Raw genomic sequence first — 15,388 nt, 5'->3', positions numbered from 1 at the left:
GCCGCCGCCACGATGGCCAGCAGCGCCGCCCGGCCCACCACGGTTCCGGGCGCACCGCCTCCCTCTCCCGCACCGACGTCCCACACCGAAGCAGGCCCTCCCATGCGATTCCGCTCCCTCACCTCCGCGGTGGCGCTCCTCGCCGCCGCGACGCTGGTCCTCACCGGCTGCTCGCTCAAGGAGGAGTCCTCCGGCGCGAACGCCGCGAACGCCGCCGCCGCCGAGGCGACCACCGCCGCGGCCTCGACCGCCGACGTCCCGAGCCTCGAGGGCAAGACGGTCGGCGTCGCGGCGAAGGACATCGTCCACGACTTCTCCCGGATCGTGTACCAGTCGGTGCAGGACCGGGTGGAGGCGCTCGGCGGCACCGTCGTCGCCACCCAGGCCGAGGCCAAGGACGACAAGCACGTCTCGGACATCGAGAACCTCGTCGCCCAGAAGCCCGACGCGATCATCGTGATCCTCGGCGACGCGACGACCCTCGCGCCGGCGCTGAAGGAGGTGCACGACGCGGGCATCCCGCTGTTCACCATCGACAACGTGTCCGAGTACTCCGAGAACAACGTCACCAGCGACAACTGGCAGATCGGCTCGACCCTCGCCCGCACCATCGCCGAGGACATCGGCGGCTCCGGGCAGATCCTGGTCTTCAACGGCTTCCCGGGGGTCGCGCCCTGCCGCATCCGCTACAACGAGCTCAAGCTCGTGCTCGAGGACTACCCGGGCATCTCGATCCTCCAGCCCGAGCTGCAGGACAAGTACGAGGGCACGATCGAGGACGCGAAGCAGCAGATCGGCGACGCCCTCTCGCGCTACCCGAAGGGCGAGATCTCGGCGATCTGGTCCTGCTGGGACACCCCGCAGATCGGCGCCGCGCAGGCCGTCGACGCGGCGGGCCGCGACGAGATCAAGATCTACGGCGTCGACGCCGACCAGGGCGCGCTCGACCTGATCGCCGACCCCGACTCCTCCTACACCGCGACCGTCGCGCAGCAGAACCTCGCCATCGGCGCCGGCTCGGCCGACAACGTGGCCCGCTTCCTCGGCGGCGAGGCGGACGCGGTCACGCCGACCACCTACTTCGCCCCGGTGCTCATCGACAAGGCGAACATCGCCGAGAAGACCGCGGAGCTCGGTCTCGGTGGCTAGTCCCGCGGTCGTCCCGCCGCCGGCCCTCGAGATGGCGGGGATCTCCAAGTCCTTCGCCGGCGTCCCGGTGCTGCGCGACGTCGGGCTCACGGTCGGCCGCGGCGAGGTCGTCGCCCTGGTCGGTGAGAACGGCGCGGGCAAGTCCACGCTGATCAAGATCCTCACCGGCCTGTACTCGGCGGACGCCGGCTCGATCGCGATCGACGGAGCACCGGTGGCGATCACCGCCCCGCGCGACGCCGAGCGGGCGGGCATCCGGGTCGTGCACCAGGACCGGCACCTGGCCGGCCGCCTGACCGTGGCGGAGCAGCTCTACCTCGGCCACGAGCGGCTGCGCCGCCGGGGCACCTCGGCCGAGGCCGTGCTCGCCGAGCTCGTCGGCCTCGTCGTCCGCGGCGGCACCCTGGTCGACGACCTCACCGTCGCCGAGCAGCAGCAGCTGCAGATCGCCCGGGCGCTGCTGGTCGAGCCGCGGATCCTGGTGCTCGACGAGCCGACCGCGCCGCTCGCCGCCGAGGAGGTCGCGGCGCTCTTCGCCTCGATCCGCCGGCTGCAGGCGCGCGGCGTCGCGGTGATCTACATCTCGCACTACCTCCAGGAGGTGCAGCGCGTCGCGAGCCGCGTGGTGGTGCTCCGGAACGGCGCGAACGTCGGCGGGCTCGACCTGGTCGACGGCGACGCCGAGCAGGGCGCCCGGATCGTCGAGCTGATGCTCGGCCGCGACGTGGAGGAGTTCGCGCTCCGCTCCGACCGGGTGGTCGCCGCCGACGTCGCGCCGCTGCTCGAGCTCGAGGCGCTGACCGTGCCCGGTGCGCTCGACGCCCTCGACCTGGTGGTCCGCCCGGGCGAGATCGTCGGCGTCACCGGCCTCGTCGGCTCCGGGGTCGACGTGCTCGCGGACGCCGTGGTCGGCCTCGCCCGCCGCAGCGGCCGGGTGCGCGTGGCCGGCACCGCCACCTCCTCCGCCCGCGCCTTCGTCGCCGCGGGCGGCGGCTACGTGCCGAGCGACCGGCGCCGCGACGGCGTCCTGCTCGCGCACACCGTCCGCGAGAACCTCTCGATCGCGTCGCTCGGGCGGATCAGCCTCGGCGGCCTGCTGCCGAGCCGCCGCCGCGACCGGGCGCTCGCGCTCGAGCAGATCGCCGCGCTGGACGTGCGGCCCGCCGATCCGGAGGCCGTGGTCGGCACGCTCTCCGGCGGCAACCAGCAGAAGGTCGCCGTGGGGAAGTGGCTGGCCGCCGGCTCGCGGGTGCTCGTCCTCGATCAGCCCACCGCGGGCGTCGACATCGGCAGCCGCGCCGCGGTCTACGCGCTGGTCGACCGGCTCGTCGATGAGGGCGCCGGCATCCTCCTCGTCTCGCTCGATCTCGAGGAGCTCGTCGGCCTCGCCGACCGCGTCCTCGTGCTGCACCGCGGCGCCGTGCGCGCCGAGCTGCCCCGGAGCGAGCTGAGCGTCGACCGCGTGCTCGCGATCGCCTCCGGCGCCGTCGCCCCCGAAGCACTGGAGAGTGCCCGATGACCCTCACCACAGCGCCCACCGAGAAGGCGTCCCCGGCGGAGGCGCCCGCCGCCCCGCGCGCCCGCCGCCGCGGCATCGGCGCGCTCGCCCTGATCGGCTACCTCGTCGTCGTCCTCGAGATCGCGGTGTTCAGCGCCGCCTCGCCCGTCTTCGCGACCGGCGGCAACGTCTCGACGATCCTGATCCAGGCCGTGGTCCCCGCGATCGCCGGCTTCGGCCTCGCGATCGTGGTGATCACCGGGGGTGACGACGTCGTCCGCGGCGGCATCGACCTCGCCTCCGGACCGATCGTCGGCCTCTCCGGCGTCGTCGCGGCCGTCGCCCTGACAGCGGGCCTCGGCGCACTGCCCGCCGTGCTGCTCGCCCTGCTCGTCTCGGTCGGCTTCGGCGCGATCAGCGGCACGGCCGTCGTGCTCGGCCTCCGCCCGCTGCTCGCCACGCTCGCCGTCTCCGGGATCGTCGGCTCCGTCGTCTTCCTCGCCACCGACAACGTCAAGGTGCCGGTCGCGGATCCGCTCTTCGACTGGCTGCGCGGCGGCAGCGTCCTCGGCCTCCCGGCGCCGGTCGCGGTGCTCGCCGTCGTCACGGTGGCGACCGCCCTCGCCGTCGGCCGGACCTCCTGGGGCACCCGCAGCTACGCCGTCGGCCAGAACCCGACCGCGGCGAGCGTCGCGGGCGTCCCGGTCTGGCGCCACGTCCTCACCAGCTACCTGCTCTCCGGGCTCCTGGCCGGCATCGCCGGGCTGCTGCTCGCCGCGCGCCTCGCCGCCGCCGTGCCCGGGATCGGCAACCAGATCCTGCTCGACATCATCGTCACCGCCTACCTCTCGGTGGTGTTCTCGCGCCGCTTCGTCGTCACCATCGGCGGCACGCTGCTCGCCGCCGTCTTCGTGGCGGCGCTCGGCAACGGCTTCACCCTGATCGGCGTCGACAGCCAGTGGGTCGGCGCGATCAAGGGGCTGCTCATCCTGCTCGTCCTCGGCCTCGCGGCCCTCCGCGAGAGAGGGGTCCGCTCGTGACCGCCGTCGCCCTGCCCGTGTCCGAGTCCCGCCGGGCCCTCGCCGTCCGCCTGCTCGCGCCCGCCGCGGTCGTGCTCCTGCTCGCCGTCTTCGGCGCGAGCGTGCCCGGCTACTTCGCGCCGACCAACCTGCTCAACGTCGCGAGCGCCGGGGCGCTGCTGCTGATCGCGGCCTGCGCGATGACGCTCGTCGTCCGGGCCGGCGGCATCGACCTCTCGATCGGCATCGCGATCGACCTCGCGGCCCTCGGCGCCACCGCGCTGATCGCCGACGGCTACGTGACCTGGTTCGCGGTGCTGATCGGCCTCGGCTTCGGGACGCTGGCGGGCGTGGTCAACGCGGTGCTGGTGATCGTGCTGAGGATCCGCGCCTTCCTCGCGACCCTCTCGGTCTGGTTCATCGGCACCAGCGCGCAGCAGCTGCTCACCGGCGGCGGCGCGCCGATCTACCTGCGCCGCCAGGCGACGCCCGACGCCTTCGCCGCCTGGGGGAACGCGACCGTGCTCGGCATCGGCGTCCCGGTGCTGCTGGCGATCGGGGTCGCCGTCGCGGTCTGGCTGCTGCTGGATCGCACCCGCTGGGGCCGCGTGCTCACCGCGGCGGGGGAGCAGCCCGGTGCCACCCGCATCGCCGGCCGTCGGGTCGGGCTCTCGCTCGCCTCCGCGTTCGTCGTCGCGGCGCTGATCGGAGCGCTGGCCGGCATCGCGCTCGCCTCGCGCAGCTACGGCTACTCGCCGGCCAGCGGCCAGCTCTACGTGCTCGACGCGATCGGCGCGGTCTTCATCGGCGCGACGCTCTCCGCGCACGGCCGGCCGAACGTGCTCGGCACCGTGCTCGGCGTCCTGATCTTCGGCCTGATCAACAACGGACTGGTGCTGCTCGGCGTCTCCTTCTACTGGCAGGGCCTCGTCCGCGGCTCGGTGCTGCTGCTCCTCCTGCTCGCGACCGCGCTTCTCCGCCGGGAGTCGATCGCGCCGCCGCTGCGGACGCTGCTGACGTCGCGGCGGTGACGGGCGGGCCTCGCGCGCCACCGACCTCCGCCGGACGTCCCCACCTCTTCGCGCATGCTGCTTCCGAACTAGGATCAGCAGTGCGCAGAGAGCAGGAGGAGACGACCATGACAGACCTCGCCACGAGTCCGCCGCCGGTCACGAGTTCGACGGGGCCCGGCAGTGAATCCGCCCTCGAGGCTCGGCTGAGGATCATCGTCGGACTCGCCCAGGGCGCCTCGGAGTCTCAGCTCGCCGACCAGCTCGAGCTCGCGCCGGACGTCGTGCACGAGCATCTCCGCGGCGTTCTCGTCCAGCTCTCTCCCGAGCTGCTCGCCATGGTCGCCCACCCCGAGCTGACCGACGGGCTGGACGGGCTGTATCGAGCCGTCCGCGACAGGGGAGGCGATGAGCAGACGCTCGCCGCGCTCCTCACGGAGCAGACCGCACTCCTCTCGCGACACCGGTCGCCGGGCGGCGGGCTGGCCCAGGGTGCGGCGGACTTCCTCGTCGAGTCCGGGTCGATGACCGCGGAGGAGCTCGCCGAGGCCGAAGCGGAGGTCGCGCGCGGAGAGCTCGCCGACCTCGAGCGGCGCACCCGGCTGCAGGCGATCGTCGACTCGTTCGGCACCGCCGAGGTGGCCTCGCGACTCAGGATCGACGAGACCCGCGTGCGCCACCGGAAGGCGAAGGCCGGGCTGTACGCCTTCAAGGTCGGCTCGAAGCTACGGTTCCCGGCCTGGCAGTTCACCGACGACCGGGAGCGGCCGATGCTGCCGGGCGTCCCCGCGCTCGTCAAGGCGATCCCGGACGACATGCATCCCGCGAGCGTGCTCGGCTTCATGACCACGCCGCAGGAGGAGCTCCTCATCGGCGAGACGCCGGTCACCCCGGTGCGCTGGCTCTCCGGGGGAGGCGATCCGCGGGAGGTCCTCGTCGCCCTGGCCGAGTTCGACGAGTCGTGAAGGTCCCGCTCACCCCGCCGACGACCTTCGTCACCGACCCGTCGCACCTGCGCGAGTACTCCGGATCGCTCTGGCGCGTGTATCGCAGCGCGGGCGAGCACGTGGGCGCCTGGGACGCCCTGCGCCACCACGGGCCGGTGCCGGGGATGCGCTTCGACCCGCACCCGCCTCCTCCGGGGCACCACCCGACCGTCGGCGTCCTCTACGCCGCGGCGGACGCCGTGACGGCGATCGGCGAGACGTACCAGCGTCGACGGGTGGTCGACCGCGTGCAGAACGCTCCGCGGCTCGTCGGCTGGCGTCCGTCCCGTCCGCTGACGCTCCTCGATCTCACCGGTGAGTGGCCCGTCCGCAACGGTGCGGCTGCCTCTCTCCAGATGGGGCCGAAGCGGGCCACGCAGGCCTGGGCCCGAGCGATCGAGGAGCGCCTCGGCAGCATCGACGGGCTGTGGCACCTGTCGGCGATCACCGGCAACCCGATCGCCACGCTGTTCGGCCGCGTAGAGCGGAAGCCGGCCTTCCCGCCGCGGCCGAGCCTCCACACGGCACTGAGCGACGTGACCGCCGATGCGGTGGTGCTCCACGCCGCCCGGCGACTCGGCTTCGCGGTGCTCGGAGACCCCTAGCCGCCCATGACCCGGCTCCGGCATGCCCGGCGCTCGAGGTCACCGTTCGGCCGAGCACGGCCGTCCGGAACCGTCGACGCGCCTCCGGACGGCCGTGTCGCTCAGCGCGTCAGCGTGATGCTGTCGAGCTCCGCGAACCCGGAGCCGCCGGCGAAGAAGGGAGACCCCTTCGCGAGCCGGATCACGTTGAAGCCCGCCTTCAGATCGACCTGCCGCGAGACGGAGGGGCCGAAGGCGCCCCACGATCCCGTCGACGGGTAGGAGACGGTGCTGAAGGCGCTGCCGTTGACGGCGAGGCCCTGGGTCGAGGTGCTCACCCCGCCATTGGCGTAGCGGATCCCGAGCCCGTAGCTGCCGGCGGTCGGCACCTCGACGACGAAGTCGACGAAGCTGTCGCTGCGGGCGTTCGACGAGCCGTCGATCCGGCCGACGTAGCCGCCGTTCGACGCCGTTCCGGCGGAGAGGAGCGCGGCGTTCACGACGGTCGCGTTCTCCGCCTCGTAGACCTGCTGATAGCTCGTAGTCGGACCCGCCGCCGGGGTGACGACGAGCTGGTAGGCGCCGAGGTAGTCCTGGCTCGTCACGGGGACGGTGACGGTCCCATTGGTGATCGGCAGGGTCTGCGTCGACACCGTGGTGGGCGCGTCGACGTTGGTCATGCGGCCCGACCGGGGCGTGTAGTTCAGGACCACCTTGGCCGAGGTCCCGAATCCGGTGAGGCCCTTCACCTGCACCTGGTTGTCGCCGAAGGTGCCGCCGAAGGCCGCGTTCACGATCTTCCGGCTGGAGTCGTAGGACGCGAAGCCGTCCAGGTCGCCGGACGGCGTGACGGCGAGCATGTTCCCGGCCATCTCGCCGTACCACTTGTAGAGCCAGTAGGAGCCGGTCGGTCGGTTGTTCCAGACCAGGCCGCCGACGGTGCCGGACTCGTACCAGTAGGCGCGCTCGGCGTCGTGGATCCCGGTGCGCTCGAACTGCGCGATGAAGTGCGCGGCCACGCTCGGCGTGTCGATCTGGCTCGGCGAGCCGTACTCGTTGATGGAGATCGGCCGCGGCGAGATGCCGAGATCGCGCTCGATCGAGCGGTAGTCGGCGACGTGCTCGTCGATGTCGTTGTAGATCCCGTCATCGAGCTCGTGCCAGACGACGACGTCGGGCAGAGTGCCGTCGGCCTTCGCCCGCGCCATGAACGAGCGCATCAGGTCGGGGTAGTAGCGGCTGTAGCTGGGGCCCACGATCGGAGTGATCGTGTCCTGGAGCTTCACCTGCCGGTAGGTGCGGGTCCAGCCGTCGAGGTAGGGGCCGGCCTTCGCCGTGTCCCAGGTCCCGTCGGGCTCGTTCCACAGCTCCCAGCCGTTGATGTTCGTGGTGGCGGTGGCGTCGAGACGGGCCTTCACCATCGTGTCGATCTTCTGCGTCCAGTCCGCCCAGCTGATCCAGCGGTACGGGAAGTCGGGGTACACGTCGGGCATCCGCGCGTAGGACTGCGCTCCGTCCCGGGTGAAGGTGCCGGCCACCTTCAGCACGTCGCCGGTCGGCGTCGTCGCTCCGTTGCCGAGCTGACCGACTCCGGGGGCCGGCTGCGTGTGCTGCTTGAGGCGCAGCGGCGTCAGCAGGCCGGGTGCCGGGTCGTTCGGCGTGGCCAGCGCCTACAGGCCGCCGGCGCCGACCCGCGTGACGGGTCCGATCGACGTGCTCGCATCGACGACGAGGGTGTTGCCCGCGGCGGACGCGGGCAGCGTCGGGGCGACGAGCGTCGCGGCGAGTGCTGCCGCCGCGGCCAGACCGAAAAGTCTACGAAATCTACTCACAGAGAGCTCCTTTGCAGTGTGAATCGCACCCGAGGAAGCCGTCTTCGCTGGCCTCCGGGTGGTGAGATCGACCGTAGCCAGCCCGGGGAGTTAAAGAAAGTAGTTTCGGTGTTTCGGTCGCCGCGAGGCTGTGACCCCTGCTCGCGAAGCGCGCGCGGGCGAGCCGGTGCCCTCCGACCCGAACGGAGGGCACCGCTGCTCGAGCGGGCGCCAAGCCCTGCGTCGAGCTGTCGCCGGCGGATCTCCCCGGCCCCTGCGGGAGCGATGCCGTCCGGCCCCCGGACGCGTTCCTCGCGCTGGGCGACGAGGCCGGTCCGGAGCTCCGGGCACCGGCGCGGAGCGCGGTGGACCCCTTGTTCGCCGGGCCCGCACGCGCGCACGTCGTCGGCGAGGGATGCAGATGTTCTCGGTCACACTTTTCTGCACTCGGGACACTAATGAGGTCCGCGGCCGGTGTCAACGAGTGCGACAGGGGTACGCGAACCTCTTCGCTTCCCGGCCATCGCACTGTGCAGGGCGGGAGGAGACCGGCGTCCCCGGGCTGGGTCGGTCTCGATACGCCCGGGCCGGGCTACTCGACAAGCATGACAAGGGCAGGGTCCCTCCCTGCTGATCGAGTAGCTCGCGTAGCGGGCGTATCGAGATCCACCCGCGTGGGGGCTACTTCAAGGTGACGGTGACCGGGGCGCTGACGGTGCTGTTGCCGGCGGCGTCCGTCGCGCGGGCGGCGAGCGGGAAGGTCCCGTGCTTGCCCGCTGTGCTGGTGGTCAGCGACCAGGTGCCGTCGGCGTTCTGCGCGGCGTCGCCGACCTCGGTGCCGCCGAGGAGGAAGGTGACGCGAGTCACGGCGACATCGTCCGTCGCGGTGACGGTGGCGGTCGTCGAGCCGCCGAGCACGGCGCCGGAGCGCGGCGAGGTGATCGCAACGGCCGGGGCGGTCCGGTCGACGGCGGGCTTCTTCGGAGCCGGCTTCGCGGCAGCGGGCGCCCGGGTGGCGGCGGGTGCGGGAGCCGCGGTCGCCGTCGGAGCGGTGCTGGCCTTCGCGGTGGGCGCCGCCGGAGCCGGTGTGGCCGCCTTGGGAGCCGCGGTGGTCTTCGGGGCCGGGGTGGTCTTCGGAGCCGGGGCGGTCTTCGGGGCGGGGGTGGATTTCGGGGCGGCGGACGCGGCCGGCGCCGGAGCGACCGAGCGGGTGGCGGCCTTCACGGACGAGGACGTCGTGCCGCCCGAGAGGGTGACGTGGTCCCAGGCGGCGCCGAGGTACGCCGTCGTCGGGCGCGGAGCCAGCGCGTCGAGGCCGGCGGCGGTCAGCGCGCTGAGCGCCGTGTCGACGGAGAAGCCGCCGCTGCGGGCGACCTTGCCGGTCAGGGTGGTCCGGGAACCGGAGACGGCGTTCCAGGTGGGCTGCAGCGAGCCGGTGAAGATCGAGTCGGTCGCATCGACGTTGCCGCCGCCCTTGCCCTGGATCGCGCTGACGCTGCCCTTGCCGTTGACGGCCCCGGGGTAGCCGGCGCCGCCCTGGAGGAACGGGTAGCGCTGCGCCGCGACGTCGCCGCCGAGGACGAGCGCGTGGTCGAAGAGGACGTTCTTCACGCCACCGACGATGACGGCGCTGTTGTTCGAGCTGAACACGGCGGTGTCGCGGACGGTGACCTGGCCGACGATGCCGGCGCCCTCGATCTGGAGGCTGTCCGTGTGCGGGCGCGCGGGGTTCGCGCCGCCGCCGTACTGCTTGTCGAGGTAGTAGGAGGGCGCGATGTAGTCGCCCGCGACCAGAACGTCGCTCACCGTGTTCGGGGAGTAGGCCTTGATCTGCGCCGAGTCGCCGCTCTTGAGCTTCGACTCCGGCTCGACGATCTCGAGCAGCTCGACGTCGCGCACCGGGATCCCCGACGAGGCGGCGAGGCCGATCCAGTTGTTAGCGATCCGCAGCCAGGCGAACGAGGAGTGCGTCGCGCCCTTCACGTCGATCGAGCCGATGTCGAAGCGCATCAGCGTGATGCCGGTGACGCCCTTCAGCATCCAGCTGCCGCCGGTCACGGACTGGAAGCCGTCGCGCGCGGTGATCAGCACCTTGAGCGGGCCGGAGTTCGTGTAGCCGTCGAGCGCGGAGAGGTCGTCGATGCGTCCCGGGGCCACGCGGACCACGGCGCCGGCGGCGATCTGACCGGGCGCCAGGGCGTCGAGCGCGGCGCGGATCGCGGGGCCCGAGGCGGCGACGTCGACGACGGTCGTGCCGGCGGGGAGCGCGGAGCGGATGTCGGGGGTGTCGGAGGGGTAGTGCGTGCCGTCCGGTCCGAAGGTCGAGGCACTCGCGGCGGCCGCGGCCGGAGCGGCGGAGGCGGCCGGCGCGATCTGGAACGAGGCGCCGGTGACGGCGATACCGACGGCGGCGGTGACCGCGAGGGAGCGGAGGAGCGCGGGGGTGCGACGGGTGGACGGAGTGGCGGAGGTGATGCGTGACATGGCGGTGTCTTTCGATCGGAGGGCGGAGTGACGGATCGCCGATGCAGCGGGTCGAGGACTCCGAGGCGCGACGGACCGGGGGCCTCGCACGGGGGAGGAGCCCCGGAGACACGCAGCGGTGCGTTCCGGGCGGCTCAGCAGCGGCCGGGCCGCTCCCGTCCGAACTCGATGAGCATCGGCGGGGCGGCGGCACTCGGTCGAACCGAGCGGTGCGCTGAGCAACAGGGGGAAACGTATGGCGACAGTTCCGTGGGCCGAAAGAAAGTGGCACGGAATGTGCTGTTTGGCCGAGAAGGCTGTGTGCCCTGGCCCTCGCTGCCCCCGCTCCGCGGGGTGGGTCCGGGGGAGGACCACCCCGATCCGGGTGGTACGAGAGGAGCCGGCGGGTGACCGCCATCACCCGCCGGCTCGTCGAGGTGACTACTCGGTGGCGGTGCCGTTGCGCCGACGGCGGCGTCCGAGGAGCACGCCGATCACGCCGAGGAGGCCGAGGACTCCGGCGGCGGGCAGCACCGCAGCGGCGTCGGAACCGGTCGAGGCGAGGTGGTTCGTGGTCGACTGCTTCGACGACGACGACGACGATGCTGCGGCGGAGGCGGCGGTCGGGACCGCGATCTCCTTGCCCGCCCTGGTCGCCGCTCCGGCGGCAGGCGCGGCGGCGCCGCCGCTCGGCGGGACGTCGGGGCCGACCGGAGTGGGGCCCGCCGTGGGGGTGGCGGTCGGACTGGTCGTCGGGCCGGGCGTCGGGGTCGGGGTCGGGGTCGGCGCGGGGGTCGGCGTCACCGTGGGGATGGCGAGGGTGCCGAGGGTCTGCTTGCTGAACGCGGTCCCTTCGGGCGTGGTGGCGGTGGCGAGTGATGCGACCCAGATCGAGTGGTTGAAGACGTCGCGCTCGGTCACCTCGGTCTCGAAGGAGACCACACCGGTCTCACCGACGGGCAGCTCGGCGAGCTTCTCACTGTCCGAGACCTGCACGTCGCGCAGTGCGACGTTGCCGGTGTTGGTGAGCTCGGCGACCCAGTTCACCTTGGTGCCGGCGACGACGGGCTCGCCCTCCTTCACCTCGAACGTTCCGGAGATCTTCACGTCCAGATCCGGCGCCGGCACGGGGATCGGGGGCTTCTCGGGGATGGGCAGCTTGTACTCGAACGGCGCCGAGACCGTCACGCGCGAACCGTCCGGGAGCGTTCCCCGGACCAGCTTCGACTGCGCCGGGACGAAGCCGTCCTTGAGGTTCTGCGCACTGACCACGGCCTCCGTCGTGTTCAGCAGGAACGACTCCCCGACCTTGAACGTCTTGTGCCCGAGGACGTCCTTCAGATCCACCCCGCCCGTGTTCTTCACGTCGTACGTGAACTCGACACGAGTGCCCTCCTTCACCAGCTCACCCGGCTCCGTCAGGAACTTCCCCGTGATGGTGACGGTCACGGCCGGGTCGGCGCTGGCAGGCGCCATCGAAGGACCCGGCGTCGGCGTGCTCGGCACAGCGGGCTGCGTCGGTGCAGGAGTCGGCGTGGCGGGCTGCGTCGGCGTGGGCGTCGGTACGGGCAAAATCCCTTGTGGAACAGGAATCGAGGTGTCGATGCCTGCATCGATGCGAGCTCCCTTCGGGGTGTAAGCCGTCCCCCCGGTAGTGAAGCGCCATGAACCGCTCGCCAGCTTGCTCACCCCAACGAAGTCGTTGTCATGGTCGAGGTCCTTGGATTCGCCCACCGCAAGTGGGATTGGACCAACGCCCGGCCGGCTGTAGCGGTCGAGGAACACGTTCAATGGGACGTCGCCGGTGTTCTTGAGGTGGATCGTGAACCCGATCTCGACGGCAGGCTCGCTTCCATCGGTGGTGGGTTGAAGGATGAAAGTAGCGGTGACCGTCCGCTCGAGGGCGGGGTGCTCGACGGCAGGCGCCGACGTCGGTGCCGGCGTGGCGGGCTGCGTCGGTGCCGGAGCCGGCGTGGCGGGCTGCGAGGGCAGCGTGGTCGGCGCGACCGCAGGGAACGGCTTCCGGAGATTCGAGGTCGTGACGTCGACGGAGCCGTCGGGGCTGACGGACCGGATCGAGATGTCGAGGGCCCAGGTGCCCGTGCGGAGCTCCTCCGCCGTGACGGTCGACTCGCCGATGAAGGTCTTCTTCTCACCGGGAGCGATGTCGACGGGAGCGCCGCCGGGCTGGGGAAGCGGGTCGATGGTCACCTTCAGCGGGACAGCGCCGATGTTGACGAGGTGGGCCTTGACCGTGATCTTCGTGCCCACGGCGACGGGTCCTGGTGGGAAGAACACGTCGAACGCCCCCTTCCACGGGGGCTTTCCAGTGGTGCTCGCGGGCGGCGCGGACTGACCGAGGGCGGTCGGCGCCAGGTCGGCACCGACAGTGGTCGGGGTCGCGTCGGCCGCCTGGGCGATGGGCGCTGCGCAGCCGAGGAGGCCGACGGTCAGGGCGAGGGACGCTGCGACGTCGAGCGGGCGACCGCTCGATCGGCGCGATGGTGGCGTCGTGGGCGTACGTGGAAGCATCTGCAACTCCTGGGGGACTCGGCGGAGCACGAAGGGTGACTGAGGAAGTGTCACAGCTTTCGGATCGTCCCCTCCCGCCTTACACCGGGATGTCGCGGCACGTCGGTCAGCGTGGACGCACGAGAAGGGCCGACGTGCGCGATGCACGGCGGCCCTTCGTCGGCAGCGATTCCGTCTCGGCGACTGACTCGCCTCGCTCACCGGGACGGTTCGAGCTCTAGTCGGTGGCGGTGCCGTTGCGCCGGCGGCGGCGGCCGAGGAGCACGCCGATCGCGCCGAGGAGGCCGAGGACTCCGGCAACGGGCAGCACGGCGGCGGCGTCAGACCCTGTGGAGGCGAGGTGGCCCGCGGTCGACTGCTTCGACGACGACGACGATGTTGCGGCGGGGGCGGTCGGGACCGCGATCTCCTTGCCCGCCCTGCTCGCCGCTCCGGCGGCAGGCGCGACCGCGCCGCCGCTCGGCGGGACGTCGGGGCCGACCGGAGTGGGGCCCGCCGTGGGGGTCGCGGTCGGGCCGGGCGTCGGCGTCGGGGTGGGCGTCGGCGTCGGCGTCACCGCGGGGATGGCGAGGGTGCCGAGGGTCTGCTTGCTGAACGCGGTCCCGTCGGGCGTGGTGGCGGTGGCGGGTGATGCGACCCAGATCGAGTGGTTGAAGACGTCGCGCTCGGTGACGGTGGTCTCGAAGGAGACCACGCCGGTCTGGCCGACGGGCAGCTCGGCGAGCTTCTCACTGTCCGAGACCTGTAGGTCGCGGAGTGCGACGTTGCCGGTGTTGGTGAGCTGGGCGACCCACTTCACCTTCGTGCCGGCGACGACGGGCTCGCCCTCCTTCACCTGGAACGTTCCGGAGATCTTCACGTCCAGATCCGGCGCCGGTACCGGGATCGGGGGCTTCTCGGGGATGGGGAGCTTGTACTCGAACGGCGCCGAGACCGTCACGCGCGAACCGTCCGGAAGCGTGCCCCGGACCAGCTTCGACTGCGCCGAGACGAAGCCGTCCTTGAGGTTCTGCGCACTGACGACGGCCTCCGTCGTGTTCAGCAGGAACGACTCCCCGACCTTGAGCGTCTTGTGCCCGAGGACGTCCTTCAGATCGACTCCGCCCGTGTTCTTCACGTCGTACGTGAACTGGACACGCGTGCCCTCCTTCACCAGCTCACCCGGCTCCGTCAGGAACTTCCCCGTGATGGTGACGGTCACGGCCGGGTCGGCGCTTGCCGGTGCGACCGTGGGTGCGGGCGTCGGCGTGCTCGGCACAGCGGGCTGCGTTGGCGCAGGGGTCGGCGTGGCGGGCTGGGTCGGCGCAGGGGTCGGGGTGGCGGGCGTCACGCCGGGAAGAGGGATCGAAGTGTTGATGGTCGCATCGATGCGAGCACCTCCGGGTGTCACCGCGAAGCCGGAGAACGTTTCGGACCAGATGCCGTTCTTCAGCTTCTGACCGATGGCGGCGTACACCCGGCTGCCGCTGATGTCCTTCGACTCACCGACGGCGAGGACGACTGGACCCGGAGTGGAGAACTGCCCATCGAGGGAGACCTCCAGCGGAACATCGCCCTTATTGGTGAGATGCACGGTGTAGTTCACCCTCACTCGCTCATTCACCGGGAACAGGGAGATCGGCACGAATTCGGCGGTGACCGTCCGCTCGAGGGCGGGGTGCTCGACCGCCGGCGCCGACGCGGGTGCAGGGGTGGCGGGCTGCGTCGGAGACGGCGTGGCGGGCTGCGTGGGTGCGGGGGCCGGCGTGCCCGGCTGCGCACCGGGGATGGGGATCGTGGCGCTCACGCTCGCGTCGATGCGGACGCCGTCGGGGGCGTAGGCGTCTCCGGCGGTGGAGAAGGACCAGACGCCGCTGCGCAGCTCGTCGTCGGTGAGCATGGAGGGCCGGGTGACGTCCTTGGTCTCGCCGACGGCGACCGTGATCGGTGCGTTCCCGGGCTGCGGGATCTCCTTGAGGAAGACGTTCAGCGGGACGTCGCCGGTGTTCTTGAGGCGCACCGTGTACTTCACCCGGACGCCCTTCTGACCGGGGTTCCCGGTGTCGAACGGCTCGAACACGGCGGTGACCGACCGCTCGAGGGCGGGCTTCACGGCGACCGTCGCCGGCGAGGACGGTGCGGCCTGAGGCTGGGCGGCCGGAGCCGCGTCGGCCGCGAAGGCAGCGGGCGCGGCGGAGCCGAGCAGGCCGACGGTGAGGACGAGGGAGGCCGCGACGTCGAGCGGTCTGCTGCTCGGTCGGCGCGGGCCGTGCGGGCGAGGTGAGGGTGTGAGCATCTTCGATTCCTGTCGGGGCTCGGCGGAGCAACGTGGACGCGAGAAAGTCTCACACCGCTCT

At 72.0% G+C, this 15,388-nt stretch carries 11 protein-coding genes; 6 read left to right on the top strand and 5 right to left on the bottom strand.

Translation table 11 applies throughout. The features are described from left to right. Window positions 1-102: 102 nt before the first annotated feature. The 6 genes from MT351_RS08610 (at window position 103) to MT351_RS08585 (ending at window position 6,267) form a co-directional block, all read left to right on the top strand. Complete coding sequence (locus MT351_RS08610; RefSeq protein WP_123737093.1) at window positions 103-1,149, top strand: sugar ABC transporter substrate-binding protein; 1,047 nt, start codon at window positions 103-105, stop codon at window positions 1,147-1,149. Then, a complete protein-coding gene (locus MT351_RS08605; protein WP_243581934.1) occupies window positions 1,142-2,668 on the top strand; it encodes a sugar ABC transporter ATP-binding protein in 1,527 nt (508 codons plus the stop codon). The genes MT351_RS08610 and MT351_RS08605 overlap by 8 nt, the downstream gene beginning before the upstream one ends. After that, a complete protein-coding gene (locus MT351_RS08600) occupies window positions 2,665-3,687 on the top strand; it encodes an ABC transporter permease (RefSeq protein WP_243581933.1) in 1,023 nt (340 codons plus the stop codon). The genes MT351_RS08605 and MT351_RS08600 overlap by 4 nt, the downstream gene beginning before the upstream one ends. After that, the gene (locus MT351_RS08595) at window positions 3,684-4,697 is read left to right on the top strand and encodes an ABC transporter permease (protein WP_243581932.1); all 1,014 of its coding nucleotides are present in this window, start codon (window positions 3,684-3,686) and stop codon (window positions 4,695-4,697) included. The genes MT351_RS08600 and MT351_RS08595 overlap by 4 nt, the downstream gene beginning before the upstream one ends. 107 nt (window positions 4,698-4,804) lie before the next feature. After that, window positions 4,805-5,641, top strand: a complete 837-nt coding sequence (locus tag MT351_RS08590) for a hypothetical protein (protein ID WP_243581931.1) — start codon at window positions 4,805-4,807, stop codon at window positions 5,639-5,641. Continuing rightward, window positions 5,638-6,267 carry an RES family NAD+ phosphorylase gene (locus MT351_RS08585; protein ID WP_243581930.1) on the top strand — a complete coding sequence of 210 codons (630 nt, stop codon included), beginning with the start codon at window positions 5,638-5,640 and terminating at the stop codon, window positions 6,265-6,267. Before MT351_RS08590 ends, MT351_RS08585 begins: the two co-directional genes overlap by 4 nt. A 101-nt stretch (window positions 6,268-6,368) precedes the next feature. Here MT351_RS08585 and MT351_RS20275 read toward each other — a convergent pair whose 3' ends face one another. From MT351_RS20275 to MT351_RS08560, 5 genes are all read right to left on the bottom strand, one after another. Then, window positions 6,369-7,784, bottom strand: a complete 1,416-nt coding sequence (locus tag MT351_RS20275; protein WP_243581929.1) for a CBM35 domain-containing protein — start codon at window positions 7,782-7,784, stop codon at window positions 6,369-6,371. Between the two features lie 132 nt (window positions 7,785-7,916). Next, window positions 7,917-8,078, bottom strand: coding sequence for a hypothetical protein (locus MT351_RS08575; RefSeq protein WP_243581928.1), 162 nt, complete (start codon window positions 8,076-8,078; stop codon window positions 7,917-7,919). 660 nt (window positions 8,079-8,738) lie between these two features. Next, window positions 8,739-10,541, bottom strand: a complete 1,803-nt coding sequence (locus MT351_RS08570; RefSeq protein ID WP_243581927.1) for an Ig-like domain-containing protein — start codon at window positions 10,539-10,541, stop codon at window positions 8,739-8,741. A 420-nt stretch (window positions 10,542-10,961) separates the two neighbouring features. Then, window positions 10,962-13,052 carry an LPXTG cell wall anchor domain-containing protein gene (locus MT351_RS08565; RefSeq protein WP_243581926.1) on the bottom strand — a complete coding sequence of 697 codons (2,091 nt, stop codon included), beginning with the start codon at window positions 13,050-13,052 and terminating at the stop codon, window positions 10,962-10,964. A 217-nt stretch (window positions 13,053-13,269) separates the two neighbouring features. Then, window positions 13,270-15,327 (bottom strand): LPXTG cell wall anchor domain-containing protein, encoded by a 2,058-nt coding sequence (locus tag MT351_RS08560; protein WP_243581925.1) that lies wholly within the window; start codon window positions 15,325-15,327, stop codon window positions 13,270-13,272. Window positions 15,328-15,388 lie beyond the last annotated feature (61 nt).

Origin of the sequence: Rathayibacter sp. VKM Ac-2926 (assembly GCF_022815565.1) — a bacterium.
Lineage (GTDB): Bacteria > Actinomycetota > Actinomycetes > Actinomycetales > Microbacteriaceae > Rathayibacter > Rathayibacter festucae.
Note: the sequence above shows the minus strand (reverse complement) of the source record. Positions and strands in the feature narration are given on the sequence as shown.

What these genes read in the sequence shown, in the direction of transcription:
- MT351_RS08610 (WP_123737093.1), top strand. Translation starts at nt 103, where the DNA reads ATGCGATTCCGCTCCCTCACCTCCGCGGTGGCGCTCCTCGCCGCCGCG.
- MT351_RS08600 (WP_243581933.1), top strand. Translation starts at nt 2,665, where the DNA reads ATGACCCTCACCACAGCGCCCACCGAGAAGGCGTCCCCGGCGGAGGCG.
- MT351_RS08590 (WP_243581931.1), top strand. Translation starts at nt 4,805, where the DNA reads ATGACAGACCTCGCCACGAGTCCGCCGCCGGTCACGAGTTCGACGGGG.
- MT351_RS08570 (WP_243581927.1), bottom strand. Translation starts at nt 10,541, where the DNA reads ATGTCACGCATCACCTCCGCCACTCCGTCCACCCGTCGCACCCCCGCG.
- MT351_RS08565 (WP_243581926.1), bottom strand. Translation starts at nt 13,052, where the DNA reads ATGCTTCCACGTACGCCCACGACGCCACCATCGCGCCGATCGAGCGGT.
- MT351_RS08560 (WP_243581925.1), bottom strand. Translation starts at nt 15,327, where the DNA reads ATGCTCACACCCTCACCTCGCCCGCACGGCCCGCGCCGACCGAGCAGC.